At 59.2% G+C, this 20,725-nt stretch carries 15 protein-coding genes; 1 reads left to right on the top strand and 14 read right to left on the bottom strand.

The window, feature by feature from the left end:
• Window positions 1-303: 303 nt before the first annotated feature.
• The 10 genes from D3879_RS11135 to D3879_RS11180 all read right to left on the bottom strand — a co-directional run bounded on the left by D3879_RS11135 (window position 304) and on the right by D3879_RS11180 (window position 15,250).
• Entirely contained in the window at window positions 304-2,688 is a 2,385-nt protein-coding gene (locus D3879_RS11135; protein ID WP_177412394.1) for an efflux RND transporter permease subunit, read from the bottom strand.
• A gap of 20 nt (window positions 2,689-2,708) precedes the next feature.
• The gene (locus D3879_RS11140; RefSeq protein ID WP_420800909.1) at window positions 2,709-3,818 is read right to left on the bottom strand and encodes a WD40/YVTN/BNR-like repeat-containing protein; all 1,110 of its coding nucleotides are present in this window, start codon (window positions 3,816-3,818) and stop codon (window positions 2,709-2,711) included.
• Between the two features lie 444 nt (window positions 3,819-4,262).
• On the bottom strand, window positions 4,263-5,633 hold the full coding sequence (locus tag D3879_RS11145; RefSeq protein WP_119954308.1) for a DUF1329 domain-containing protein: 1,371 nt from the start codon (window positions 5,631-5,633) through the stop codon (window positions 4,263-4,265).
• A 65-nt stretch (window positions 5,634-5,698) separates the two neighbouring features.
• Window positions 5,699-7,711, bottom strand: coding sequence for a DUF1302 domain-containing protein (locus D3879_RS11150; RefSeq protein ID WP_119954309.1), 2,013 nt, complete (start codon window positions 7,709-7,711; stop codon window positions 5,699-5,701).
• 505 nt (window positions 7,712-8,216) lie between these two features.
• Window positions 8,217-10,874 (bottom strand): aminopeptidase N, encoded by a 2,658-nt coding sequence (gene pepN, locus D3879_RS11155; protein ID WP_119954310.1) that lies wholly within the window; start codon window positions 10,872-10,874, stop codon window positions 8,217-8,219.
• Between the two features lie 19 nt (window positions 10,875-10,893).
• Complete coding sequence (locus tag D3879_RS11160; protein WP_119954311.1) at window positions 10,894-11,721, bottom strand: DUF2797 domain-containing protein; 828 nt, start codon at window positions 11,719-11,721, stop codon at window positions 10,894-10,896.
• Window positions 11,718-11,978, bottom strand: coding sequence for a YeaC family protein (locus D3879_RS11165; protein WP_119954312.1), 261 nt, complete (start codon window positions 11,976-11,978; stop codon window positions 11,718-11,720). The genes D3879_RS11160 and D3879_RS11165 overlap by 4 nt, the downstream gene beginning before the upstream one ends.
• Before the next feature lie 281 nt (window positions 11,979-12,259).
• Window positions 12,260-13,123: a rhomboid family intramembrane serine protease gene (locus D3879_RS11170; RefSeq protein ID WP_119954313.1), complete on the bottom strand. Its 864-nt coding sequence runs from the start codon at window positions 13,121-13,123 to the stop codon at window positions 12,260-12,262.
• The gene (locus D3879_RS11175; RefSeq protein ID WP_119954314.1) at window positions 13,120-14,091 is read right to left on the bottom strand and encodes a metallophosphoesterase; all 972 of its coding nucleotides are present in this window, start codon (window positions 14,089-14,091) and stop codon (window positions 13,120-13,122) included. The genes D3879_RS11170 and D3879_RS11175 overlap by 4 nt, the downstream gene beginning before the upstream one ends.
• A 268-nt stretch (window positions 14,092-14,359) precedes the next feature.
• Complete coding sequence (locus D3879_RS11180; protein ID WP_119954315.1) at window positions 14,360-15,250, bottom strand: NAD(+) kinase; 891 nt, start codon at window positions 15,248-15,250, stop codon at window positions 14,360-14,362.
• Window positions 15,251-15,463: 213 nt separating this feature from the next.
• Here D3879_RS11180 and D3879_RS11185 point away from each other — a divergent pair, with 213 nt between their 5' ends.
• The gene (locus tag D3879_RS11185; protein ID WP_119954316.1) at window positions 15,464-16,441 is read left to right on the top strand and encodes a DUF1853 family protein; all 978 of its coding nucleotides are present in this window, start codon (window positions 15,464-15,466) and stop codon (window positions 16,439-16,441) included.
• Window positions 16,442-16,593: 152 nt separating this feature from the next.
• Here D3879_RS11185 and D3879_RS11190 read toward each other — a convergent pair whose 3' ends face one another.
• The 4 genes from D3879_RS11190 to D3879_RS11205 all read right to left on the bottom strand — a co-directional run bounded on the left by D3879_RS11190 (window position 16,594) and on the right by D3879_RS11205 (window position 20,721).
• Window positions 16,594-17,703 (bottom strand): cyclic nucleotide-binding domain-containing protein, encoded by a 1,110-nt coding sequence (locus D3879_RS11190; protein ID WP_119954317.1) that lies wholly within the window; start codon window positions 17,701-17,703, stop codon window positions 16,594-16,596.
• Between the two features lie 84 nt (window positions 17,704-17,787).
• Window positions 17,788-18,705 (bottom strand): 1-aminocyclopropane-1-carboxylate deaminase/D-cysteine desulfhydrase, encoded by a 918-nt coding sequence (locus D3879_RS11195; RefSeq protein WP_119954318.1) that lies wholly within the window; start codon window positions 18,703-18,705, stop codon window positions 17,788-17,790.
• A 3-nt stretch (window positions 18,706-18,708) separates the two neighbouring features.
• A complete protein-coding gene (locus D3879_RS11200; RefSeq protein ID WP_119954319.1) occupies window positions 18,709-20,076 on the bottom strand; it encodes a chromosome partitioning protein ParA in 1,368 nt (455 codons plus the stop codon).
• 216 nt (window positions 20,077-20,292) lie between these two features.
• Window positions 20,293-20,721, bottom strand: coding sequence for a nuclear transport factor 2 family protein (locus D3879_RS11205; RefSeq protein WP_119954320.1), 429 nt, complete (start codon window positions 20,719-20,721; stop codon window positions 20,293-20,295).
• Window positions 20,722-20,725 lie beyond the last annotated feature (4 nt).

Raw genomic sequence — 20,725 nt, forward strand, 5'->3', positions numbered from 1 at the left:
CCTTGTTGGGCATCGATGCGCTCAGCACCAACCTACAGGCTGTCTCATACTCAGCGGCATTATCATCTAGACCGTAGGTCGGGTAGAACCCAGCTCATACCCAGCTGGGTTTCATGAGGCGCACCCATGCACCTCGCCCTACGGGCAGCTAAAAAAGCTGTGCAAAACGGCTTTCCTGCCGTTTTGTCGCTTCGCACTACCCAGCCTACAGATACCGCGATAGGTCAACAAATCACCCAGCCATTCAGTCGAGCATAAAAAAACCGCGACCTAGGCCGCGGTTTTTTGCTCTTGCAGTAACGCTTAGTGCGCGAACAACGAGCCGCCTACTTTACCCGCCAGCTTCTCCGGTTTGATCAGGAAGCGAGCCAGGGCAGGGAGCAGCCACAACGCACCGAACATGTTCCAGAGCAACATGAAGGTCAGCATCAGCCCCATGTCGGCTTGGAACTTGATCGCCGAGAAGATCCAGGTAGCCACCCCGATCGCCAGGCACAGACCGGTGAACAGCACCGCCTTACCTGTCGACTTCAGCGTTTGGTAGTAAGCCTCTTGCAGCGGCAGACCGGCCCGCAGGAAACTCTCCAGACGGGTGTAGATGTAGATGCCGTAGTCGACTCCAATACCTACGCCCAGCGCGATCACCGGCAGGGTCGCTACCTTCACGCCGATGCCGAGGAAAGCCATCAACGCGTTGCCCAGCACCGACGTGAGGACTAGCGGCAGGACGATGCACAGGGTTGCGGCGATGGAGCGGAATGTGAGCATGCACATGCCCGCCACGCAGAGGTACACCAGAACCAGGATGGTCAGCTCGGACTTGGCGATCACCTCGTTGGTAGCCGCCTCGATACCGGCGTTACCCGCCGCAAGGAGGAACTCCAGACCGTCCTTGTTGTGCTCCTTGGCGAACGCTTGCACCGCACCTACAGCACGATCCAGGGTCTCCGCCTTGTGGTCATTGAGGAACACCAGGACCGGCGCCAACGAGCAATCGGTGTTAAACAGACCATCGGCACGGGCGATGGAATTGTTCAATACGTCTTTGTTGCGCGACAGGGTTTCCCACTTGAGGTTGCCCTCGTTCATCCCTTTGATCATCTGCTTCGATACAGTGACCAAGGAAATCGCCGATTGCACTCCCTCCGTGTTCGTCATCTTCCACATCAGCTCGTCGATCGGCTGCATGGTCTCATGGATCGAGCAACCTTCGGCAGCCGTCTTGACCATCACCACCAACACGTCCGAGCTGGTCGAGTAGTTGTTGATGATGAATTGGTTGTCCAGGTTGTAGCGCGAGTCTGGACGAAGCTCAGGTGCACCCTGATCCAGGTCACCAATCTTCAGGTTATGCCCGTACCACAGGCCGCCAGCAAAGGCTGCCAAGGCAATGACCACCGAGATCGGCGCCACCACCGGATGAGCGAAGTTGGACAGCAAACGCCAGAACGGGTGCTCGCGCACCGCATCTTTCTTGCTGCGCTCGATCGACTTCTTGCTGATGCCGGTATAGGAGATAGCCACCGGCAGCAGGATCAGGTTGGTGAAGACGATCACCAGCACGCCGATGGAAGCACTGATGGCCAGCTCACGAATCACCCCGATGTCGATGACCAACAGTGTGATGAAGCCCACGGCATCGGCCAGAATCGCAATCATCCCCGGCAGGAACAGCTGGCGGAAGGTGCGCCGCGCGGCGGTCAGCGCGTTATCCGCATCGCCCGACTGCAAGGCAATCCCGTTGATTTTCTGTACCCCGTGCGAGATACCAATCGCGAAGATCAGGAACGGCACCAGCATCGAGTACGGATCCAGACCGAAGCCGACGGTGTGCATCAGCCCCAGCTGCCAGAGCACCGCCACCAAGGTGGTAGAAAGCACGGCAATGGTGCTGCGTATGCACAAAGTGAACCAGTAGAGCAGGACCAGAGTGATCAGGAAGGCAACGCCGAAGAACGCCACCACCATGACCAGGCCATCGATCAAGTCGCCGACCTTCTTGGCGAAACCCACGATGTGGACTTTCACATTCGGGTTTTGCGCTTCGTACTTGTCGCGGATTTTCTCTTCCAGCTCGTGGGAGAACTGCCGGTAATCGAGCTTGAGCAGCGTGCCTTGGTCGTTCGGGTCCGGATAGGACTCAAGCAACGGCACATCGACAATGCTCGACTTGAAGTTGTTCGATACCAGACGGCCGATCTGCCCGGACTTGAGTACGTTGTTGCGCAGCTCTTCGAGACTGTCGGCGGAGCCATCGTACGTTTGTGGGATAACTTCGCCACCGGCGAAACCTTCCTCGGTCACTTCGGTCCAGCGCACGCTAGGACTCCACAGTGACTTCAGCCCCGAACGGTCAACGCCAGGAATATAGAACACCTCGTCATGCACCTGACGCAGGGTTTCCATGTACTCCTTGCTGAAGATGTCACCATCCACGGCTTCGACCGAGATACGTACGGTATTACCGAGGTTGGCCAAATCATTGCGGTGCTCGAGCATCTTCTGAATGAACGGATGCTTAAGCGGAATCATCTTCTCGAAGCTGGTGGACGGACGCACCTGCAACGCTTGGTAAAACAAGAAGATACTGACCAGCAGACAGATCAAAATCACTGTCGGCCGGTTGTTGAAGATCAGGCGCTCAAGAAATGTCGCCTTATCCTGGTGATGGTTACTCATCGTACTCATACCTCAAAAGCCCCGGCTTATTATTTTTGGCCTAGATCAGGTTGGCCTAACTCAGCGCCAGTCAGCGAGGAGACATGCACGCCGCCTTGCCCCACCAGGATCAGGTTGCCATTGTCGTCAGCGGTCACGCCGGCCAAAGACAAGCGATCTGGACGATTGATCAAACTGAAGGTGAGGCCGTTATCGGTACTCTTAAGTACGCTGCCACCATGCCCCACTACAACCAGAGAGCCGTCTTTCAGCAAGGCTCCACCGGACAGACCAAACTCCAGCGAACCACGCGCGGACTTCACCGTGATAGGTTGCCAGGTGCTACCGAAATCAGAGGAACGGAACAAATTGCCGCGCAGGCCATAAGCCAACAAGGTCCCGGGCTGATTGGTGCCGAGCACACCAAATAGTGAGCCCTCGTAAGGGCCTTTGATGGTTTCCCAGGTTTGCCCCCAGTCGGTGGAACGGAACATGCTGCCCATTTCACCCACGGCGAACAAGCCGGAATCCTTGACCTCGGCGATGGCATTCAGGTGGTAGCCGTCTGGGTTGTCCATGCGATCACTGACGTCTTCCCAGGTCTTGCCGCCGTCGGTCGTCGCGAACAACGCACCGTACGCGCCCACGACAAAACCTGTGTTTTGATCCTTGAACCAGACATCCAGAAAAGGCGCACCCTCTTCGCGCTCTAGATCACTGAACTGTTGAACCCAAGTGGCGCCGCCATCTTCGCTGGCTAGGATCTGAGCATCGTGACCAACAGCCCAGCCATGCTTGTCATCGACAAAGAAGACAGCAGTAAGCATCTGTCGAGTTGGCACCTTGGCCTGTGTCCAGACCTTGCCATTATCGTCGGAGTAAAGGATGTGGCCACGATCGCCCACTGCCACCAAGCGTTTGCCCGCATGAGCTATATCGAGCAGTAGTGCGCTCACGGCCTTTGGCGACTCAATGGAATAGTCGGTTGCTGAATCGGTGGCGCTTTGCGCCTGCAGCGGAGCTGCGGCAAAGCTCAGAACAGACAGCACACTACACAGCGAAAGCACTTTAGCCAGCGGCGAGTGGAAGCGGAACGCCGGTGCGCGAAGGAACTTCATAGCTTCACCGGACTGGGTGCGCCGCATGACGGGCTCACTCATACACCTTTCCCCTTTATTGTTATGGGTCGAACTGTCTTTTAGCAGACCGCCTATCCTATCCAGCTTTTGAAAGGCCTGACAATCAACATGACGTTATGTTTTGTTAAGGCAAACCCGCATGATTGACACCTTATTCGGTTTCCTGATGCAGAAAGGCCGCTACTACTGTAGCGGCCTTTCGCCAACACTACACAACTGAGTTGTGCTGTCTGTGATCAACGCGTACCACGGCATGCAGGCTGGGTTAGCGGCGCAAGCAAATCCGCAACAACCAACGCGATCGCAAAAGCCACGTAATTCGGCATTGCGATGGCATTGATACCGGTGTATCGCCGGGTTACGGCGCGCCACCGATTACCGCAGAAGCCACAACCCGTGGCGCGCCTAACCCAGCCTACGCGGCCTTTCTCCAACACTACACAACCGGGGCTGTGATAACTGCGATCAACGCGTTCCGCGGCGACGCAGCGCTGCCGGCTTGAAGTAGCCGTCGTCTGGAATCGGCTGGCTGAAGTCGATGGTGGTCGGCTCCTCGTTATCCAGGTTCTGCACGTGGTAACGACGCGCTTGCAGATCGTGGAACACGTCCAGTGCAGACCAGGTGGTCGGCAGTTCGTAGTAGTTCTTCAGATAAGCCAAGGACACACGCCACAGCTCGCCACGGCCATCGTACTGGTCCACTTCCGCCGCTTGCCAGCTGTCCTCGTCAAGGAACAGGGTGCGTTTGGAGTAGATGTGACGGGCGCCGGATTTCAACGTGCCTTCCACCACCCACACACGGTGCAGCTCGTTACGCGTCAGCGCCGGGTTCAAGTGACCCACCTGCAGCAGATCCGCGTACTTAACATCAGGGCTGGAGACTTTGTAGTTGTTATAAGGAATGTAGACTTCCTTTTTACCTACCAGCTTCCAGTCGTAACGATCCGGGGCACCGTTGAACATGTCGGTGTCATCGGCGGTACGCAGGCCGTCGGCCGCAGCAATCGGGGTGTCATAGGCCAGGTTCGGCGCGCGACGCACACGACGCTGACCAGCGTTATAGCCCCAAGCCTGACGCGGCTCTTTCACCTGATCCAGGGTCTCGTGTACCAGTACCGCACCACCAGCCAAGCGCGCCGGGCTCTTGGTGAAGGACAGGTAGTAGAACATGATGTTGTTCAGGTCAGCGTACGAATTCTTCGGGTTGTAGAACTTGAACATCGCCTCTTGTTGCGAGGTCACCAGCGTGAAGGCACCGTTACGCTGAACGGCCACTTCGGAAGCGCGACGGACGATGTAAGTACCACGGTAGCGAGCGATGTGGTTCCACACCGCCTCCACGCCATTTTGCGGAATTGGGAACGGGATGCCGCCGTAGGCGTCGGCAAAACCGTTGCCGCCGACCAGCAGCTTGGCGGTAGTGGCGTTCTTCACGCTGCTGTCATACACCCACTGCGGCGCGGAGCCGGAGCGGCGAGTCTGGTACACCGGCATCTGGTAGCTGTTCGGATAAGCATTGAACAGGGCGATCTGACCGGGAGTCAGGTTGGCCTTGTACTGATCCAGGTTGGCTTTGGTAATGGTGAACAGCGGTTTGTCACCGGCGAACGGGTCCGGGTGGTGCTGGCCTGGCGTCTTGTATTCAGCCGGCGCCTTGGTGATACCACCGGTCCAGGCCGGGATAGTGCCAGCGGCGTTGCCAGCCTTCTCGGCACCGAAGGGAGTCAGGCTAGTACCCAGCTTAGCCGCTTCTTGCGACGAGACCGCCGCCAGCGCGCTACCAACAGTCAGCGCCAGGGCAATCGCGGCGCCAATCAGCGTGTGCTTTTTCAGCATCATATTTCTCCGTGAGGATTCATCCACCGAGCACCTACCGGCGCCCGGCATTTTTCTAATAGTTTTTAGAAGGAGTACTTGACGTTAACGCCGACGTTGTCGCGGTCACGCACCGAGTTGTTCTGGCCGCCACCGAAGAACTCGGTGTACTGCAGCTCGGCTTCCAGGCTGTTCAGATAGCTGGCCTTCACACCCAGGGTGTAAGCCTTGCGCCCTTCGATGAAGTTACCGGTCTGGTAGGAGTTACCCTCGAAGTCGTCTTTGTAGACGGCATATGGAGAAACGTTCACGCCGGCGTACACGTCGTTCCAGGTGCCGCTGAGCAGCAGGGTATAACCGTAAGCGTTCTTGTTGACTTGATCGTCACGATCGCCGCCGCTGACGTAAGAGCTGTTACCGCGACCAGAGAAGTAACGAGTGCTGCCGTCAAATGCCCGGTATTGCAGATCGTCACCGCGCAGGTGCTCGGAAGCCAATTCAGCAACGCCGAACAGCGAGTCGAAGCTCAGGGCTGGACCGAAGTTATAGATAGTGCCCAGGGAGGCGTTGTAGGCCTCGACGCGCTCGGAGTTGTGGATCTCATCCCCCAGCTGAACCGTCTGGCCACCGATATTGACGCTGCGGCCGGGCGTAGCCAGAACCGGCGCCTGTTGCAGCAGGTCACCCAGTAGATCGTTGGTGGTCGCAACACCGATTGGCAAATTCGGGCGGTAGGACAACTCACCGAACACAGAAGCATCGCCAAGGGTGGTATTGAAGCTGAAACCGTACATACGGATATCTTCAGCATATTCGCGACGCGCATTGACCTGGTTAGCCACGTCAACGGTTGCGACACCGCCGACAGCGCTGGTCAGCGCACTGCGGTAGGCATTCGCCAGCGGGCTGGTCGGGGCAGCGGCGAGCACTCGTTGCAACTGCGCCACGCTGATACCTGCCTGAGCAGCAACCGATCGCTGAATTGCCGGAGCAGCAGCCGCCTGGATTTGCGCAAGATTAAGACCGGCATAGTCGCCCAGATCAGCAGCGATGGTCGGCTCTTTCGCATGATAGTTGACGAAATACGCGCCAAATTCGGTGGAGTTCAGCTCTTCGGCGATATAGCGGAAGGCGACACCGAACTGGCCGTCGTTCTTGGCATTGATGTCAGGGCCAATGGACGCAACCTTGATATTGCCATTCGAGTCGATCGCCCGACCGCCTTGCAGGCCGCCGACACCCGCAGCGCTCAACCCACTGTACAGACCGCTGAGCGGAGCCAGTTTTGGCTGAGTGGAATAGGCCGTGTTGCCGCCCTCGGCAAACAAGTCGGTTTCAGAGAAATAAGTGCCGACCGGGTCAATCGCGGTCTCCTTCCAGTTCCACTGGTAGAAGGTTTCCATCGACAGGTTGTCGGTCAGGCCAAGGTTGAAGCTCAGCGCCTCAACCGGCACCAGCACTTCTTTCAATTCGGAGCCAGGTAGGCGGAACTTGGCTGCATCCACCGGGTTGGTGGTGTTCACGCCACCACGGTAGAACAGACCCTCACCCCAGTTGAATACCTGCCTGCCAATACGACCGGTAACCGGCATATCGGCGACATCCCAGTTGCCATAAAGATAGGCATCGAGAATTTGTGCGTCAGTCCCGGCTTTATCACGAGTTTCGTCGGTGAAGCTGTTGTCTTTCGGGAAGTTCTGGCTCGGCTGAACTGGGCTGTTGTTGTCGTAGTAATCATTGCGCTTATCCATGATCTGAGTGTCATAGAAAGCGGTACCACGAACGAAAACGCCGTAATTCTTGTAGGTCGCTTCCAGGTCGGAAGTGATCTTGTAGACCTCGGAAACCAGGCCCGTATCGAAATTACGGTTGCCGTCGTTGGTGTTGATATCGTCGTTAGTTTTGTCGCGACCCTGCACACGCCAAAGCTGACCGTAGGACACCGTGGTATCGATAGAACCGCTGACTTCATTGTCGGCAAAGCTAAATTCCACCGCCTGGGCGTGAGCGGCAACCAGCAGCGGCAGGATACCGGCAAAGGCAAAACCAGCCTTGGACGGCGCGAAACGCAACATAGGATTACGGGGTTTGAATTCCATCGAGACTTTACTCCGTGGACAGATCATTCTTCTTATCGAGCCCCAAACTAAAGGGGCGCAGCACAACCGCACTCGTGGCGGTCTTTTAGTTGATCGGAAGAAAAATCCCCCAACGCGCTTGACGCGCACCCCTGGGCTGGAAATGCACCATTTCAGGGCCAAATCCTTGGCTCTATTGCAACCATGGTGCCAAACAGTCGTTTTAATTCAATAAAACGGCGCCAACAAACCGTGAACATTCAGGCTTTTTGTGACTGATCATTCACTGACCGATTCACTCATCACTCAGTAGATGACTGCATAATTTGTCCTACGATATGGCGCGTATTGTCACTCAAGGCCACACCGCAGAAAATTTCTTGCACACGCAAGCAATCAGCAGTCAAGGCAAAACCCCCAACCTAAAGCGGGTTAGCGAATAAGACGGAGGTTGGTTATTTCCAGAAGTAACAAGGGAGTGTTACCGGAGAATGGTCGGTAACACTCTTGAGAGGTGGGACTCGCCTTAGGCTAGGCTTTTGCTAACGACTTCGTAGACGTCGCTGGAGAGCTCACCTGAGGCAAGGATTCGCTCGAGCTCGGCCCTCATCAACGCCTGGCGCGCCGCGTCGTATTTGCTCCAGCGCGTCAACGGCGCCAACTGGCGAGAAGCAATCTGCGGGTTGAGGGCGTTGAGCGTAATGACCAGGTCGGCCAGGAAACGATAACCGGCACCGTCTGCGCGATGGAAGTTGACCAAATTCTGGCCGGCGAAAGCACCGATCAACGCCCGCACCTTGTTGGGGTTTTTCAGGGTAAACGCCGGATGCTGCATCAACTGCTGAACCCGCTCCAACCCACCCGGTAGCGTGCTCCCCGCCTGCACGCTGAACCACTGATCCATCACCAGCGGGTTGTCCTTGAAGTGCTCGGCGAAAGCCGCCAGCGCCTTGCTCTTTTCTTCCGCGAACGATGAGTTGACCAACACGGCCAAGGCCGCCAGGCGCTCGGTCATGTTGTCACAGGCTTCGTACTGTTCCAGGCAGGCGCCGAGTACTTCCGGCTTTTCACTCATCATTAAGTATGAGAGCGCAATATTTTGCAGGCTGCGACGCGCGAAATGCGCCGCTTCGGCGACATATTCACTGTGTCGAGACAACTCGCGATTGGCCTGATAACGCTGCCATAGAGGTGCGAACAAGGCTTCGGCCAGTTGCTGCCGAGCAAACTCGCGGGCGGTATGGATGGCATCGACGTCCGCGCTCTCGCTGATTTCGGTCAGGTAGGCCTCGCTCGGCAACGACAGCATCTCAGCCACCATCGCCTGATCCAGCTGCTGGTCTGCCAGCACGGTGCGTAACGCAGCCACCAGCCGCTGATCGAGCAGCAGTTTCTCGCCACGCTGATGCTGACCGATCAGCTCTTGCAGCACCTGCACAGCCAGCTGCTGGCCCGCCTCCCAACGGTTAAAACCGTCGGAGTCGTGCTGCATGAGGAACATCAGTTGATCACGGTCGTAGGGGAAGCCCAGTTTGACCGGTGCAGACAGGCCGCGCAGTAACGACGGCAATGGCTTCTCGGCCAGATCAACGAAGCTAAACGACTGCTCGGCCTCGGTAACGGCAAGCACTCGAGTCTCGCCCGGCGCCTTGGCTTCACCCGCCAACCGCAGCGGCAGAGCCCGACCCTTGCCATCCAGCAGACCCAACTCGACCGGAATCACGAACGGCAACTTCTGCGCCTGCCCGGGAGTCGCCGGGCAGCTCTGGCGGAAGCTCAGGGTGTAGGTCTTGCTTGCCGCATCATAGGCCTCGCTGACTTGCAGGCGCGGCGTGCCCCCCTGGCTGTACCAGCGCTTGAACTGGGTCAGCTCGACGCCATTGGCGTCTTCCATGGCCTTGATGAAGTCATCGCAGGTCACCGCCTGGCCATCGTGCCGCTGGAAATACAGGTCGGTGCCTTTGCGGAAACCCTCGGCGCCGAGCAGGGTGTGAATCATCCGCACCACTTCCGAACCCTTCTCATACACCGTCAGGGTGTAGAAGTTGGAGATCTCTATGAAGCTGTCCGGGCGCACCGCGTGGGCCATCGGGCCGGCATCTTCGGCGAATTGATGGGTGCGCAGGTAGGCCACGTCCTCGATCCGCTTGACCGTGCGCGAGTTCATGTCCGCAGAGAACTCGGCATCACGGAACACCGTAAAGCCCTCCTTCAAGGACAACTGGAACCAGTCACGGCAGGTCACCCGGTTGCCCGACCAGTTGTGGAAATACTCGTGCGCGACCACCGCTTCAACACGTTGATGCGCGGCATCGGTGGCTGTCTCGGCCTTGGCCAGCACGCAACTGGAGTTGAAGATGTTGAGGCCCTTGTTTTCCATGGCGCCCATGTTGAAGTCGTTCACCGCGACGATCATGAAGATGTCCAAGTCGTACTCGCGACCATAAACCTCTTCATCCCAGCGCATGGACTTCTTCAAGCTGTCCATGGCGTGCTGGCACTTGTCGATATTTTCCGGCTCGACATAGATACGCAGCGCTACTTCGCGCTGGCTCATGGTGTTGAAGGTGTCTTCGATGCACCACAGATCACCGGCGACTAACGCGAACAGGTAGGCCGGTTTCATGAACGGGTCTTCCCAGGTCGCCCAGTGCCGCCCCCCCTCCTCCGGCCCGCTGGCAATCGGGTTGCCGTTGGACAACAGCACCGGGTAGCTGTGCTGCTCGGCGCTCAGGGTGGTGGTGAAACGACTCATCACGTCCGGGCGATCGAGGTAATAGGTGATCTTGCGAAAGCCCTCGGCCTCGCACTGGGTGCAGAACATGCTGCCGGATTTGTACAAGCCCTCCAGGGCGGTGTTGCTTTCCGGGTGGATGCGCACGCTGCTGTCGAGGGTGAAGTTCGCCGCCAATGGCTGCAAGGTCAGGTGGCTGTCGCTCAACTGGTAGTCACCAGCCAACAGCTCACGGCCATCCATGCTCAGCGCCAACAGTTCAAGCTGCTGGCCATCCAGCACCAGCGGCGGCAGACCGGCGCCACGCTCAGGATTGCGGCGCATCAGCAGTTGCGCATGAACCAGGGTGTGGTCCTCGAACAACTCGAAGGTCAGATGGGTCTCATCGATCAGGTACTCCGGTGCCTGATAGTCCTTCAGGTAAATCATCTTCGGTTGTTCGGTGCGCATGGCTTATGGCCCTTTACGTTCAGGAATGCACGGCGAGTTGGTAAGCCGTGTATTTGCGGATATTGATGACGCCGGTATCGAACAGCAGGTATTGGCCCTTGATGCCAAGCAGCGTGCCCTCTGCGATTGGGTCTTTGTCCAGGTTGAAGCTGGTGATCTTGGCCGGGTAAGCCTCGATCGGGTAACGAATCTCGATGGGTTCCAGATCGCTTAGCTGCTGAATCGCCTGCAAACCAAAACGCTGCTGCAACGCCTGCAAACCTTCGCCACAGCTCGCGAACAACTGCTCGCGTATCGCCGGCAGATCCACCGGCGGCGCATCACCTTTAAGCAAAGCCCGCCAGTTGGTCTTGTCCGCCACCTGGCTACGCAGCAGGTCTTCGACGAAGCCGGACTGCTGCCGGGTCGCCACCCGCAAGATCGGTAGCGCCTGAGTCGCACCCTGATCCAGCCAGCGGGTAGGCACCTGAGTCGCGCGGGTAATGCCGACCTTGACCCCTGAAGAGTTGGCCAAATAGACCACGTGATCGGTCATGCAGAACTGCTCGCCCCAGCTCGGCTCACGACAGGTACCAGCATCGTAGTGGCATCTTTCCGGACTCATGATGCAGATATCGCACTGCGCCAGCTTGCTCATGCAAGGGTAGCAATAACCCTGGCCGAAGCTGGTTTTGGTCTTGCGTCCGCAATGACTGCAGTAAATCGCGCCGAGGTACTCCAGACGCAGGGTTTTACCGATCAGCGGATTGACCGGCAGCTCTTCATCACCCAAGCGAAACGCGTACTGCACCGGCGTCTCCAGACGCGCCGACATTTTGCTCAACGCGCCGCGACCAAGCTCGCTCAATGGATTGCTTCCGATTTGAACAGGATATTTGGCACTGGGGCGGATTTCGAGCTGCACTCCTGCGGGCCCATGTAACCGGTGCGCTGTTCCTCGGGCAGGTTTTGCAGCTCCCAGGCGATGACGGCCTGCAAACTCAGTTCTTTCTGCTCCTGGCTCAGCTTGCGGCCATCCGACCATTTGCCGATTTCCACCGCCAGCTTGAGGCTCTGGTAAATCTCGGGGGTGATGTTTTCAATCATTTCAGCAAAAGACGACATGAACGCCTCCAAACATAAAGCGGCAGTTTAACAGGCCGTTGAAAAAGGTAGCGAGCGAAGGCTAGGGCCGCACCCGTTCCCTACGGGTAGCGGCATTCCCCACATCCATGTGGGTCACAAGGCGCAACGCAGCGAAGCGGAGTAACAGCCAAAGGCTGGCCCGCCAGGGCGAGCGCAGCGAGTCAATCAGCCGAAAAAGCGCAGTTTACGAGCTGTAAATGAGCATTTTTAGGCTGATTTCAACGCCGCATAGCCGAGTGCAGTAGTTTTTCAATGGCCTGTTAGCGGCGTAGGCGCGCCAGCGCACCTCCTAGCAGCCCTGTGGCACAACCCACCAGCAAGCCACCGACATGTGCACCGTTGGCAATCGCCCCAAAGCCCAAGGTCTCGGTCACACCGGACAGGCAGACCAGCAACCAGATCAGCATCATCACCACTACACCCTTGGGCAAGCGATAAGCCGCGTTAGGCGCAAGCCACTGGAAAATCCAGCAGTGCCCGAGCAGGCCATACAGCACGCCGGACAGTCCGCCGAACAACCCAGGTCCGGCAGAGACATACTGGACACAGTTGGAGACCAGACCGAACAGCAGCGTCAGCCCCAGCAGCATCACGCCGCCTTGGCGCGCCTCGATCCGTCGCCCCAGCTCCCAGAACCACATGGCATTCATCGCCAGGTGCAACACGCCGAAATGGATCAGTATCGGCGTGATCAGCCGCCACCACTGCCCGGCGGCCAGGCTCTCGGCCAGCGGCGTGAAAACGATGTACTCGCCTTGAATCTGGAAGTCCTGAAAGCTCAGCCAGCGGATGGTGGCGAAGTTATCGCCGAGCAAGGTCACTCCAGCCACCAGCAAGGTCAGCAGCAACACCAAGGTGGTGAGCGGGCTGTCGCGTAGTTGCTGGACAAAGCCGCCCGCCCTCTCCGACACCGGCGCCGGCACCAGTTGGAAATCAGGGTCACCCTCGGGAAACCGCTGATAAAGGCCGCGCACATCCTCAGCCAACTGCTCGCCCGGCACCCACAGTACCTGCTCGCCGGACTCCTCACTGACGCGATGCGGTACTTGCAAGCGCTGCAACAGCGCCACAAAGCCGCCCAGATTGACGCTCAGCGGCAGACGTAAGACCTCAACAGCACTCATTGCATTAACTCCGGCCGCTCAACTTCAACCCAGGCGAACTTGCGTGGGTCGAGGCGGGTTTCTTGATCCAGGCGATAGGCCACCAACTTGCCAGACAGCACTGCGCTGTAATCCAGACAGGCCAGGTTCGGCCGAATCGGCGCCGGCTTGCCACTTCGCCAGTAATGGCCGACAAACAACAGTGGCTCCTTCGGTCCATAGCGCAGCAGTTCGGTTTTTTCCGCGGCGGACAGCGGCGTCTGCGCGACCTGCTCAGGCAAGGCGTCCGGCTGAAACACAATGTCACCGTAGGTCTGCGGATTCTCCTCCCAGAACTTGGTGCGAAAGAACGCGCGGGTAAAGCCATCATCGCTGGTCAGCGTCAACCCGTGAGGCAAGCGCATGTCCGTACCGCGTAGCAGACGGTTAAACACCGTGTCGGCGAAACTGCCTGGCACGGCGGCGGCTTGCAGGAACGGCTCATCCACCCGGCCGTCGGCATACAGCGCGCGCAACGACTCGATCAAGCCGGCATCCCAGCAGGCATGCACGACGCGGAAGCGGCCGGCATCGATAAACAGTGGCAGTTGATAAAACCAGCCAAGAAAATCACGCCACTCGCCCGGATAAGCCTCGAACTGCTGCAGACTTTCTTTGATCAGCCGCGCATGCCGCGGCGTGTGCTCACGGACATAGTGCCGACCGCTCCCCGGCAGCGCCGGGGTGCTCCAGCCAAGCGCATTGAACTCATGGTTACCCATGATGCACAGCGCTTGGCCCGCTTCGACCATGCCGTGCACGATATGCAGCGCCTCACGGATGCGCGGCCCGCGGTCGATGATATCGCCGAGAAATAGCGCCATGCGCCGTGGGTGGCGCCAGCTGCCGGCCTGCCGACGATAGCCAAGCGTATCCAACAGGCGCGCGAGGGTGTGGGCGCAGCCGTGCACGTCACCAATCAAGTCGTAGCTGCGTGCCGGGTCGAACATATAGGGCGTGCTCACAGTAAATGGTGAGCCGCGTTGGCATTGCGCGCGTGCCAGGCAAGGCGCGGAACGCAGGCGATGGTCATTCCCTCGGCAAGGTCCGCAACGCAGTATGGCGCGCGCGCAACGCCCACCCGCAGGGCCGCGCCCCGAAAGGCGCAATTCGGCGTCATTCGTCGTTCATTTGGAGTAACCAAACCTCTCTCCTCATTCCTGGTCTTGCGCCTTTCGGGGCGGCGGCGCGGCCACCATTTACTCTGAGCACGCCCTATCAATCCCCTCCGCCACCAAGCCTGCTGCCCCAGCCCAGTTTGGTCCGGCAGACCTCGTAATAATTGTGTTCCAGCGGGTGAATCAGGCAGAGCTTCTGTGGCTTCTTGCTGACGGTGATGGTGTCGCCGGGTGCACAGGTGAAGTGGTTTTGCGCATCGCAGGAAACCTGCGGGTAGATCTGCATGTCCTTGGAGACGACGATTTTCAGCTCACTGTTGCCATCCACCACAATCGGCCGGCTGGACAGGGTGTGCGGGTACATCGGCACGATGACGATGGCGTCCAGTTTAGGGTGCATGATCGGCCCGCCGGCCGACAGCGCATAGGCGGTCGAGCCGGTGGGCGTGGCGACGATCAGGCCGTCGGCCTTCTGGCTGCAGACGAACTGGCCGTCGATATGCAGTTCGAACTCGATCATCCGCGTGGATTTACCGGGGTGCAGCACCACATCGTTGAGAGCGTCGCCCTGACCTATCGTTTCGGTATGCCGACGCACCTCGGCCTCCAGCAAGAAGCGGTTTTCCACCAGGTACTGGCCATCGAGCACCCCTGCAACCTTCACCTCCAGCTCATCCGGGCGAATATCGGTGAGAAAGCCCAGGCTGCCGCGGTTGATCCCCAACACCGGGACTTTAAATTGGGCCAGCGCCCGCGCGGCGCCGAGCAGGCTACCGTCGCCGCCGACGACAATCACCAGATCGCAGGCCTCACCCAGGCTCTTGCGCGAGGAGGTTTGCAACCCGTGGCCTGGCAACACCTCGGCGATGGTGTCCTCGAGGATCACGTGCAGATGGCGATCGAGCAGGAATTTCTTCAGTCGGCGAATGGTGTCGAGCACCTGCGAACTGCCCAAGCGACCGATGATGCCGATATTGCGAAATTGCTCCATGGGGCTCCTACGGGGCTCTGGGACAGTCAAGATAGGCCGATTATGGGCGAAAGCCGCCGACAGGCAAACCAGAGCCTCGACGTATGAGTGCGGTGAAGCGCTGGCGAGTGGATTTTGTCGCAGCGTGGCAAAAGGTGCAGCCAGGATTCGTTTGAAACAGGTGTATCGAGGCAGCAATGCCTTTTTTGTAAAGACAGGCGCTATGCTCGCAGAATGATGCCTTTCAACGCGCTTGCCGACCTGCCCCGCCAGTTGCACCACCCCCAAGTGCGCGACCTGGCCTGGGTGCTGCTCGCCCCACCGATACTCAGCACCACCCCTTGGCCGCAGCGCCACCCGCTCAGCGCCAGTGCCTGGGTCGCTGCACCGGAAAAACTGGCCGACTGGCTGCAGACCCTCGACCGCAATAGCGCAGCGCTCGAGGGGTGGTTAGCCCAACACTCGGTGCGACGGCTCGGCCTGTACTACGAGCGGCTTTGGCAGTTCGCCCTGTATGCAGCACCCGGCATCGAGCTGATGGCGGCTAACCTGCCGATCCGCCAAGCCGGGCATACCTTGGGTGAACTGGATCTGATACTGCGCGATGACGAGGGCGTGCATCACCTGGAGCTGGCGATCAAACTCTACCTCGGCCCCCAGCACGGCGATGGCACTGCCGCCGCTTGCTGGCTCGGCCCCGGCAGCCATGATCGCCTGGATCTCAAGCTGAACCATTTGAGCCGGCATCAGCTGCCCCTCTCCGCTCGCCCCGAAGCGCAGGCAGTTCTGGCCGAGTTCGGCATAACGCAGATTCAGGCCGAACTCTGGCTCGGCGGCTACCTGTTCTACCCCTGGCCCGGCAGCAGTGAAGCTCCGCACGGTGCTCAACCGCAGCATTTGCGCGGCCGCTGGCTGCACCGTCGCGACTGGCCAGCCTTTCTCGACGCAAGTGCCGCGGGGCGCTGGCAACCCATACCTCGACATACCTGGCTGGCGCCGGCGCGCGTGGTCGCAGAGGACACCTGGACGCCGTTACAACTGGCGCAGTGGCTGACTCAACTGGACGAGCATGCGCCGGCACAACTGCTGGTCAGATTTAAGGAAAACTCAGCAGGGAGCTGGGAAGAAGCCGAACGCTTATTCCTGGTCGCCGATCAATGGCCACAACGGGGTGGCGATGGGAAAGTCTCTGTAACAGCTAATGCCTCGTAGGTTGGTGCTGAGCCAAAGGCGATGCCCAACAACCGGCCTCCAAGGCCGGGCTTCCAATCACCAGACCGGGCATTGGGAGTCGCTAAGCGACTCCTTGTTGGGCATCACTGCGTTCAGCACCAACGGGATCGTCTCTGTACTTAAGTGCGCTGCTAACGGCTACGCTCGGTACGCCCGCCGGAGCGAGCCAGATAGCCCGAACCACTTTCGCAGAGCAACCCATCACGCAGCACCGCCGGCAAGGCGTCCAAACCATCGCGTAGGACATACACCGTGAACCCCAACTGCGACAGTAGAAACACTGCACTGGCGCTGCGTTTACCGCTATCGCAATAACACAGGTAAGTGCGCGCCTTATCCAATAGCCGAGCCTTCAGGCGCAGCAGCTGCAACGGCATATTCAGCGATTCAAGGGCATGGGCGCGTTCGTATTCCTCCTGCAGCCGCACATCCAGCCACTGCGCGCCACCTGACTGCAGCCGCGCTGCCTCACCGAAAGACACCTCGTCGACCACCGGCGCCTTGAGCAAGGCGAAGAAGTCCTGACGATCCAGACGCAAAACCACGCCAGCGTCCAGCATGGTCACGGTGGCATTACGCGGCCGGTCGGCCAGCAGCGCCTCCTCACCGAAACACGCGCCGACTTCCAGTTCGGCCAGCACCTGATGCTCGCTACCCGCACCGCGAATCACCTCCGCGCGTCCACTGTTCAAGAAGAAGCAGCAATCGCCCGCCTCCCCCTCGCGCAGCACCGTGCTACCGGCTGGCAGCTCGATGCGCTGCATACGCTCGAGCATGGCACGCACATTCGGCGGCGGTACTTTGGCGAAGAGTGGGTTTTCCAGCAGCCGCTCGAGCCACTCCACGTCCTCGCCGGCCTGCCCCAACTCCAACAACAGATCCTGGTAGGCCAGGCGCCAGATCAATAACCGCGTCAGGGTCGCGCTATCCAGCGTCAGCAGGCTGGCATCGGTCAGCGCCCGAACTTCATGCAAGCGCGGCAGGCTGGGAGACAGCGGATGGCAGCTGGCTTCACTGCCCGCGAGTAAATGCTCTTCTTGACCCTCGACAGAGCGCAGCAGCAGTTCGCCCGCCAAAAGGTAATGGGTCAGCTGCGCCTGATCACCCTGGCGGAACAGCAATTGACCGGCCAGCAAGGGTTGCGGCACTAGTTGACCGCGCAGCTCGCGCCACTGCTGCTCAGAGAGCACGTTGAGCGGCGTCAGACTGCGCAACTGTTCGGGATTCAGGGGGGCACTCATAAGGGTATTCAGACTCCACCGGTCGAAGCTCTGCACCACCGACCACAGGTTCAGCCAGATCGCGTCAGCGCATCGGCTCGTTGTTCATACGGCGCCCCTGCGACCCTGCAAGCCCCCCGTATGGACGAAGAGCAGGCGCGAGCCCGGGGCAAAGTAACCGGCCTCGACCTGCTGGCGCAATGCCATTAATGCTTTCGCGGTATATAGCGGCTCTAGCGGGACACCGCTGCACGCCTCAAGCTCAAGAATAAAGCGCTCCAACTCTGCATCGACCTTGGCAAAGCCACCGCGACAAGCGTCCAGCAAGTGATAACCACGATCTGCCACGTTGGCCTGGCGCAGAATCATCTGTACCTGCTGCGCCACGCCATGATCGCCCGGCACCGCCACAGCGCCGAACACCGGATGCGCACCCGCCTCCGCCAGCACCAAGCCAGCCAGGGTAGTCCCCGTGCCAACGGCCAGCCACCAGCCGTCATAGTCAGCCCAACCGAGCGCAGCCAACTGTTCACGCGCCTGCATCACCAGCACCGCACAGCCCAACGCACCCGGCAAACCACCACCGCCCTCCGGCACTGCGTGCAGTTTGGGGTAGCGTGCCTGCCATTCCGCCCAGAAATCCGGCCGATGCCGCGCTCGATAACCGCCGTAGCCGAGCCAGTGCAATTGCATGCCCCATGCCTGCAAATCACGCACAGTCGGCGTGTATTGCGGTTCTCCGCGCAGCAAGCCAGCGGTGGGGAAGCTAAAGCGCTTTCCCGCCGCTGCCAGCGCATGCAGATGATTGGAATGCGCCCCGCCCAGGCTGATCAAGCCATCGGCACCCTCAACGGCAGCGGTAACCAAATGCTGGGTCAGCTTGAACCACTTATTGCCGGAGATCAGCGAGTCGATCAGGTCGAGGCGCAACACCGCCAGCTCGACGCCAGCCTGTGCCAGCCAATCGAGATGCAAAGGCTCAAGTGGTGCCCTTGGCGCCCACTGAGGAACAACGAGAGACAAGGCTTAGCTGACAGTGCGCAGGCGGCTGCTGGCCTTATGCCGCGCACAGCAATTGGAATCGCCTGCGACAAACCGACTGGGGCTGTCGACCCGATCGATCGGCATGGCGCAGCGCCCACCGCTGGGCAAGTCCGCCTCGCAGTCCGGCTTCTGGTAATGCGCCAGCCAGTGGCGATATTGCGCTTCGGAAACGAAGCACTTGGCCGCGGCGTAGGCCATTGGATTGTCCTGATAACGGGCGATATCCTGCAGCGGGATAGTCAAGTGGCCGGCACCCGGGTGATAGACGACGAACACCACGCCGAGCTTGGCTAGCCGCTCGAGAATCTGCTCACTGCCCTGGCTGGCAAACGCGTCACGCTCAACCTTGAGGCGCTCGACTTCTTGTTGCAGTTGCGCGTCCAGCTCGTTGCGGTAGGCCAGCTCAACGTCACGAATGGCGATCTGCTCTTTGTACTCCACAACCGCAGACGCGATCTTGGCCTGCAACTCAGCGTCAAACTGCGTGCGCAGGATATCGCTCTCGGTGCGGCCATGCTGCTCCAAAGCCCGCAATTGCTGAGTCATTTCTTCGCGATTTTTCTGGATGCCATCGGCTTGCACGGCTAATTGCGCCTTGAGGCTCGCATTGAGATCCTCCTGCTGGCGCAAAGCCAGGTGCAGGCCATGGATTTGCACCTGCAGCGTTTTATTTTCCTCAGCACTGGCCAATTTGAGTTTGGCCAACTCCTCTTCGTGTTGCTGGCTCAGGCTGCTGATCCGCAGCCGCTGCTGCCTGATCAGTTGTGCGGCTTTCAGGCGGTGCTCCTGATTGATTTTCTCAGCCTGTTTCTCCGCCACTTCCTTGGCAGGATCTGGCGCATGCCATTTATCCTCGGAAGCCATTTGCAAACGTTCGGGAGCGACTATCTGTGCCGAGTCATCCTCGACCAGCAAGCCCAACTGATTACGCTTGGCCGCATCGCGCAGCAGGACGAGGTCGTTCTGCCCCGGTGCCAGGCTGGGGTCCCACAGGTGCATCTGATGCCAGGACACCGGGCACTGGCTGCGGCAGGCCAAACGAATCGGCCCCGCGCCGAGGTCTGGGCCACGCCCGGAGCGCTCGGCCAGATGCCGCAGGGGGATATTCCAACCGCTATCGGGCGAGCCGTTCTCGTCGAAATCCAGATAGAAGAACACCGCCGCCCGCACCAGCAACCGCGGGTTGATCAACACAAAAGCGACGCGCACCTGCTGATCGGCGAACTCCGGCATATTCACGATGCCGTCGAGCAAAGCCTCGAATTCAGGAAAGAGCATTTCCTTGCAGATGCCGCGCTCACTGAAGAACATCACGGCTTCCACCATCTGCGGCTTGTTCTGCATGCTCATCGGTTTCCCTCTAGGCCAACACGGTGATATTCCGCTCGGGCGGGTGACGCTCCTGGCAGATTATGCAGAATCTGCACAAACAGGCGCTATCCCGTGGTTTCGACAAGTCTAGGGGAAAAAGTACCGCGGGCAATGTGACTGGGTTGGCAGTCGCCCGCCGTGGCGCTCAGGCAAACCAGCGGCAGGGCGAAATTGTGATGGGTTTGGTGCAACGACTCAGGCTTTGGCGGCCGCCAGGAAAGGCGCCAGACGACGCCCCATTTCTTCACCGAGGGCTTGCAGACCACTCAGGGGACGAATCATCACTTCGAATTCGACGATTTTGCCGTCTTCATCGAATTGAATCAGGTCGATGCCTTTGAGCTGACGGTCACCGACGCAGGCACTGAACTCCAACACCACGCTCAAACCATCTTCGCTGAACAGCTGCCGATGGTAAGCAAAATCCTCAAACACCTGCGAGACGGTGTTCAGGATCAGCGTCACCAGCGGCGCACCGCTATAAGGTTTGAACGCCATCGGTGAACGAAACACCGCCTGCGGATGCAGTAAGGCAGGCAGAGCACGCAGATCCTGCTTTTCGAGCATGGCATGCCATTGTTCGAGCGTGACGGCAACAGCTGGGTTGGGCGATAAAGCTTGCATGTGC

The sequence above is a fragment of the Pseudomonas cavernicola genome (assembly GCF_003596405.1).
GTDB lineage: Bacteria > Pseudomonadota > Gammaproteobacteria > Pseudomonadales > Pseudomonadaceae > Aquipseudomonas > Aquipseudomonas cavernicola.

Bases quoted from the DNA above. Each gene is read 5' to 3' on its own strand.
- D3879_RS11135 (WP_177412394.1), bottom strand. From the start codon at position 2,688: ATGAGTACGATGAGTAACCATCACCAGGATAAGGCGACATTTCTTGAG.
- D3879_RS11140 (WP_420800909.1), bottom strand. From the start codon at position 3,818: ATGAGTGAGCCCGTCATGCGGCGCACCCAGTCCGGTGAAGCTATGAAG.
- D3879_RS11145 (WP_119954308.1), bottom strand. From the start codon at position 5,633: ATGCTGAAAAAGCACACGCTGATTGGCGCCGCGATTGCCCTGGCGCTG.
- D3879_RS11150 (WP_119954309.1), bottom strand. From the start codon at position 7,711: ATGGAATTCAAACCCCGTAATCCTATGTTGCGTTTCGCGCCGTCCAAG.
- pepN (WP_119954310.1), bottom strand. From the start codon at position 10,874: ATGCGCACCGAACAACCGAAGATGATTTACCTGAAGGACTATCAGGCA.
- D3879_RS11165 (WP_119954312.1), bottom strand. From the start codon at position 11,978: ATGTCGTCTTTTGCTGAAATGATTGAAAACATCACCCCCGAGATTTAC.
- D3879_RS11170 (WP_119954313.1), bottom strand. From the start codon at position 13,123: ATGAGTGCTGTTGAGGTCTTACGTCTGCCGCTGAGCGTCAATCTGGGC.
- D3879_RS11175 (WP_119954314.1), bottom strand. From the start codon at position 14,091: ATGTTCGACCCGGCACGCAGCTACGACTTGATTGGTGACGTGCACGGC.
- D3879_RS11180 (WP_119954315.1), bottom strand. From the start codon at position 15,250: ATGGAGCAATTTCGCAATATCGGCATCATCGGTCGCTTGGGCAGTTCG.
- D3879_RS11185 (WP_119954316.1), top strand. From the start codon at position 15,464: ATGATGCCTTTCAACGCGCTTGCCGACCTGCCCCGCCAGTTGCACCAC.
- D3879_RS11190 (WP_119954317.1), bottom strand. From the start codon at position 17,703: ATGAGTGCCCCCCTGAATCCCGAACAGTTGCGCAGTCTGACGCCGCTC.
- D3879_RS11200 (WP_119954319.1), bottom strand. From the start codon at position 20,076: ATGAGCATGCAGAACAAGCCGCAGATGGTGGAAGCCGTGATGTTCTTC.
- D3879_RS11205 (WP_119954320.1), bottom strand. From the start codon at position 20,721: ATGCAAGCTTTATCGCCCAACCCAGCTGTTGCCGTCACGCTCGAACAA.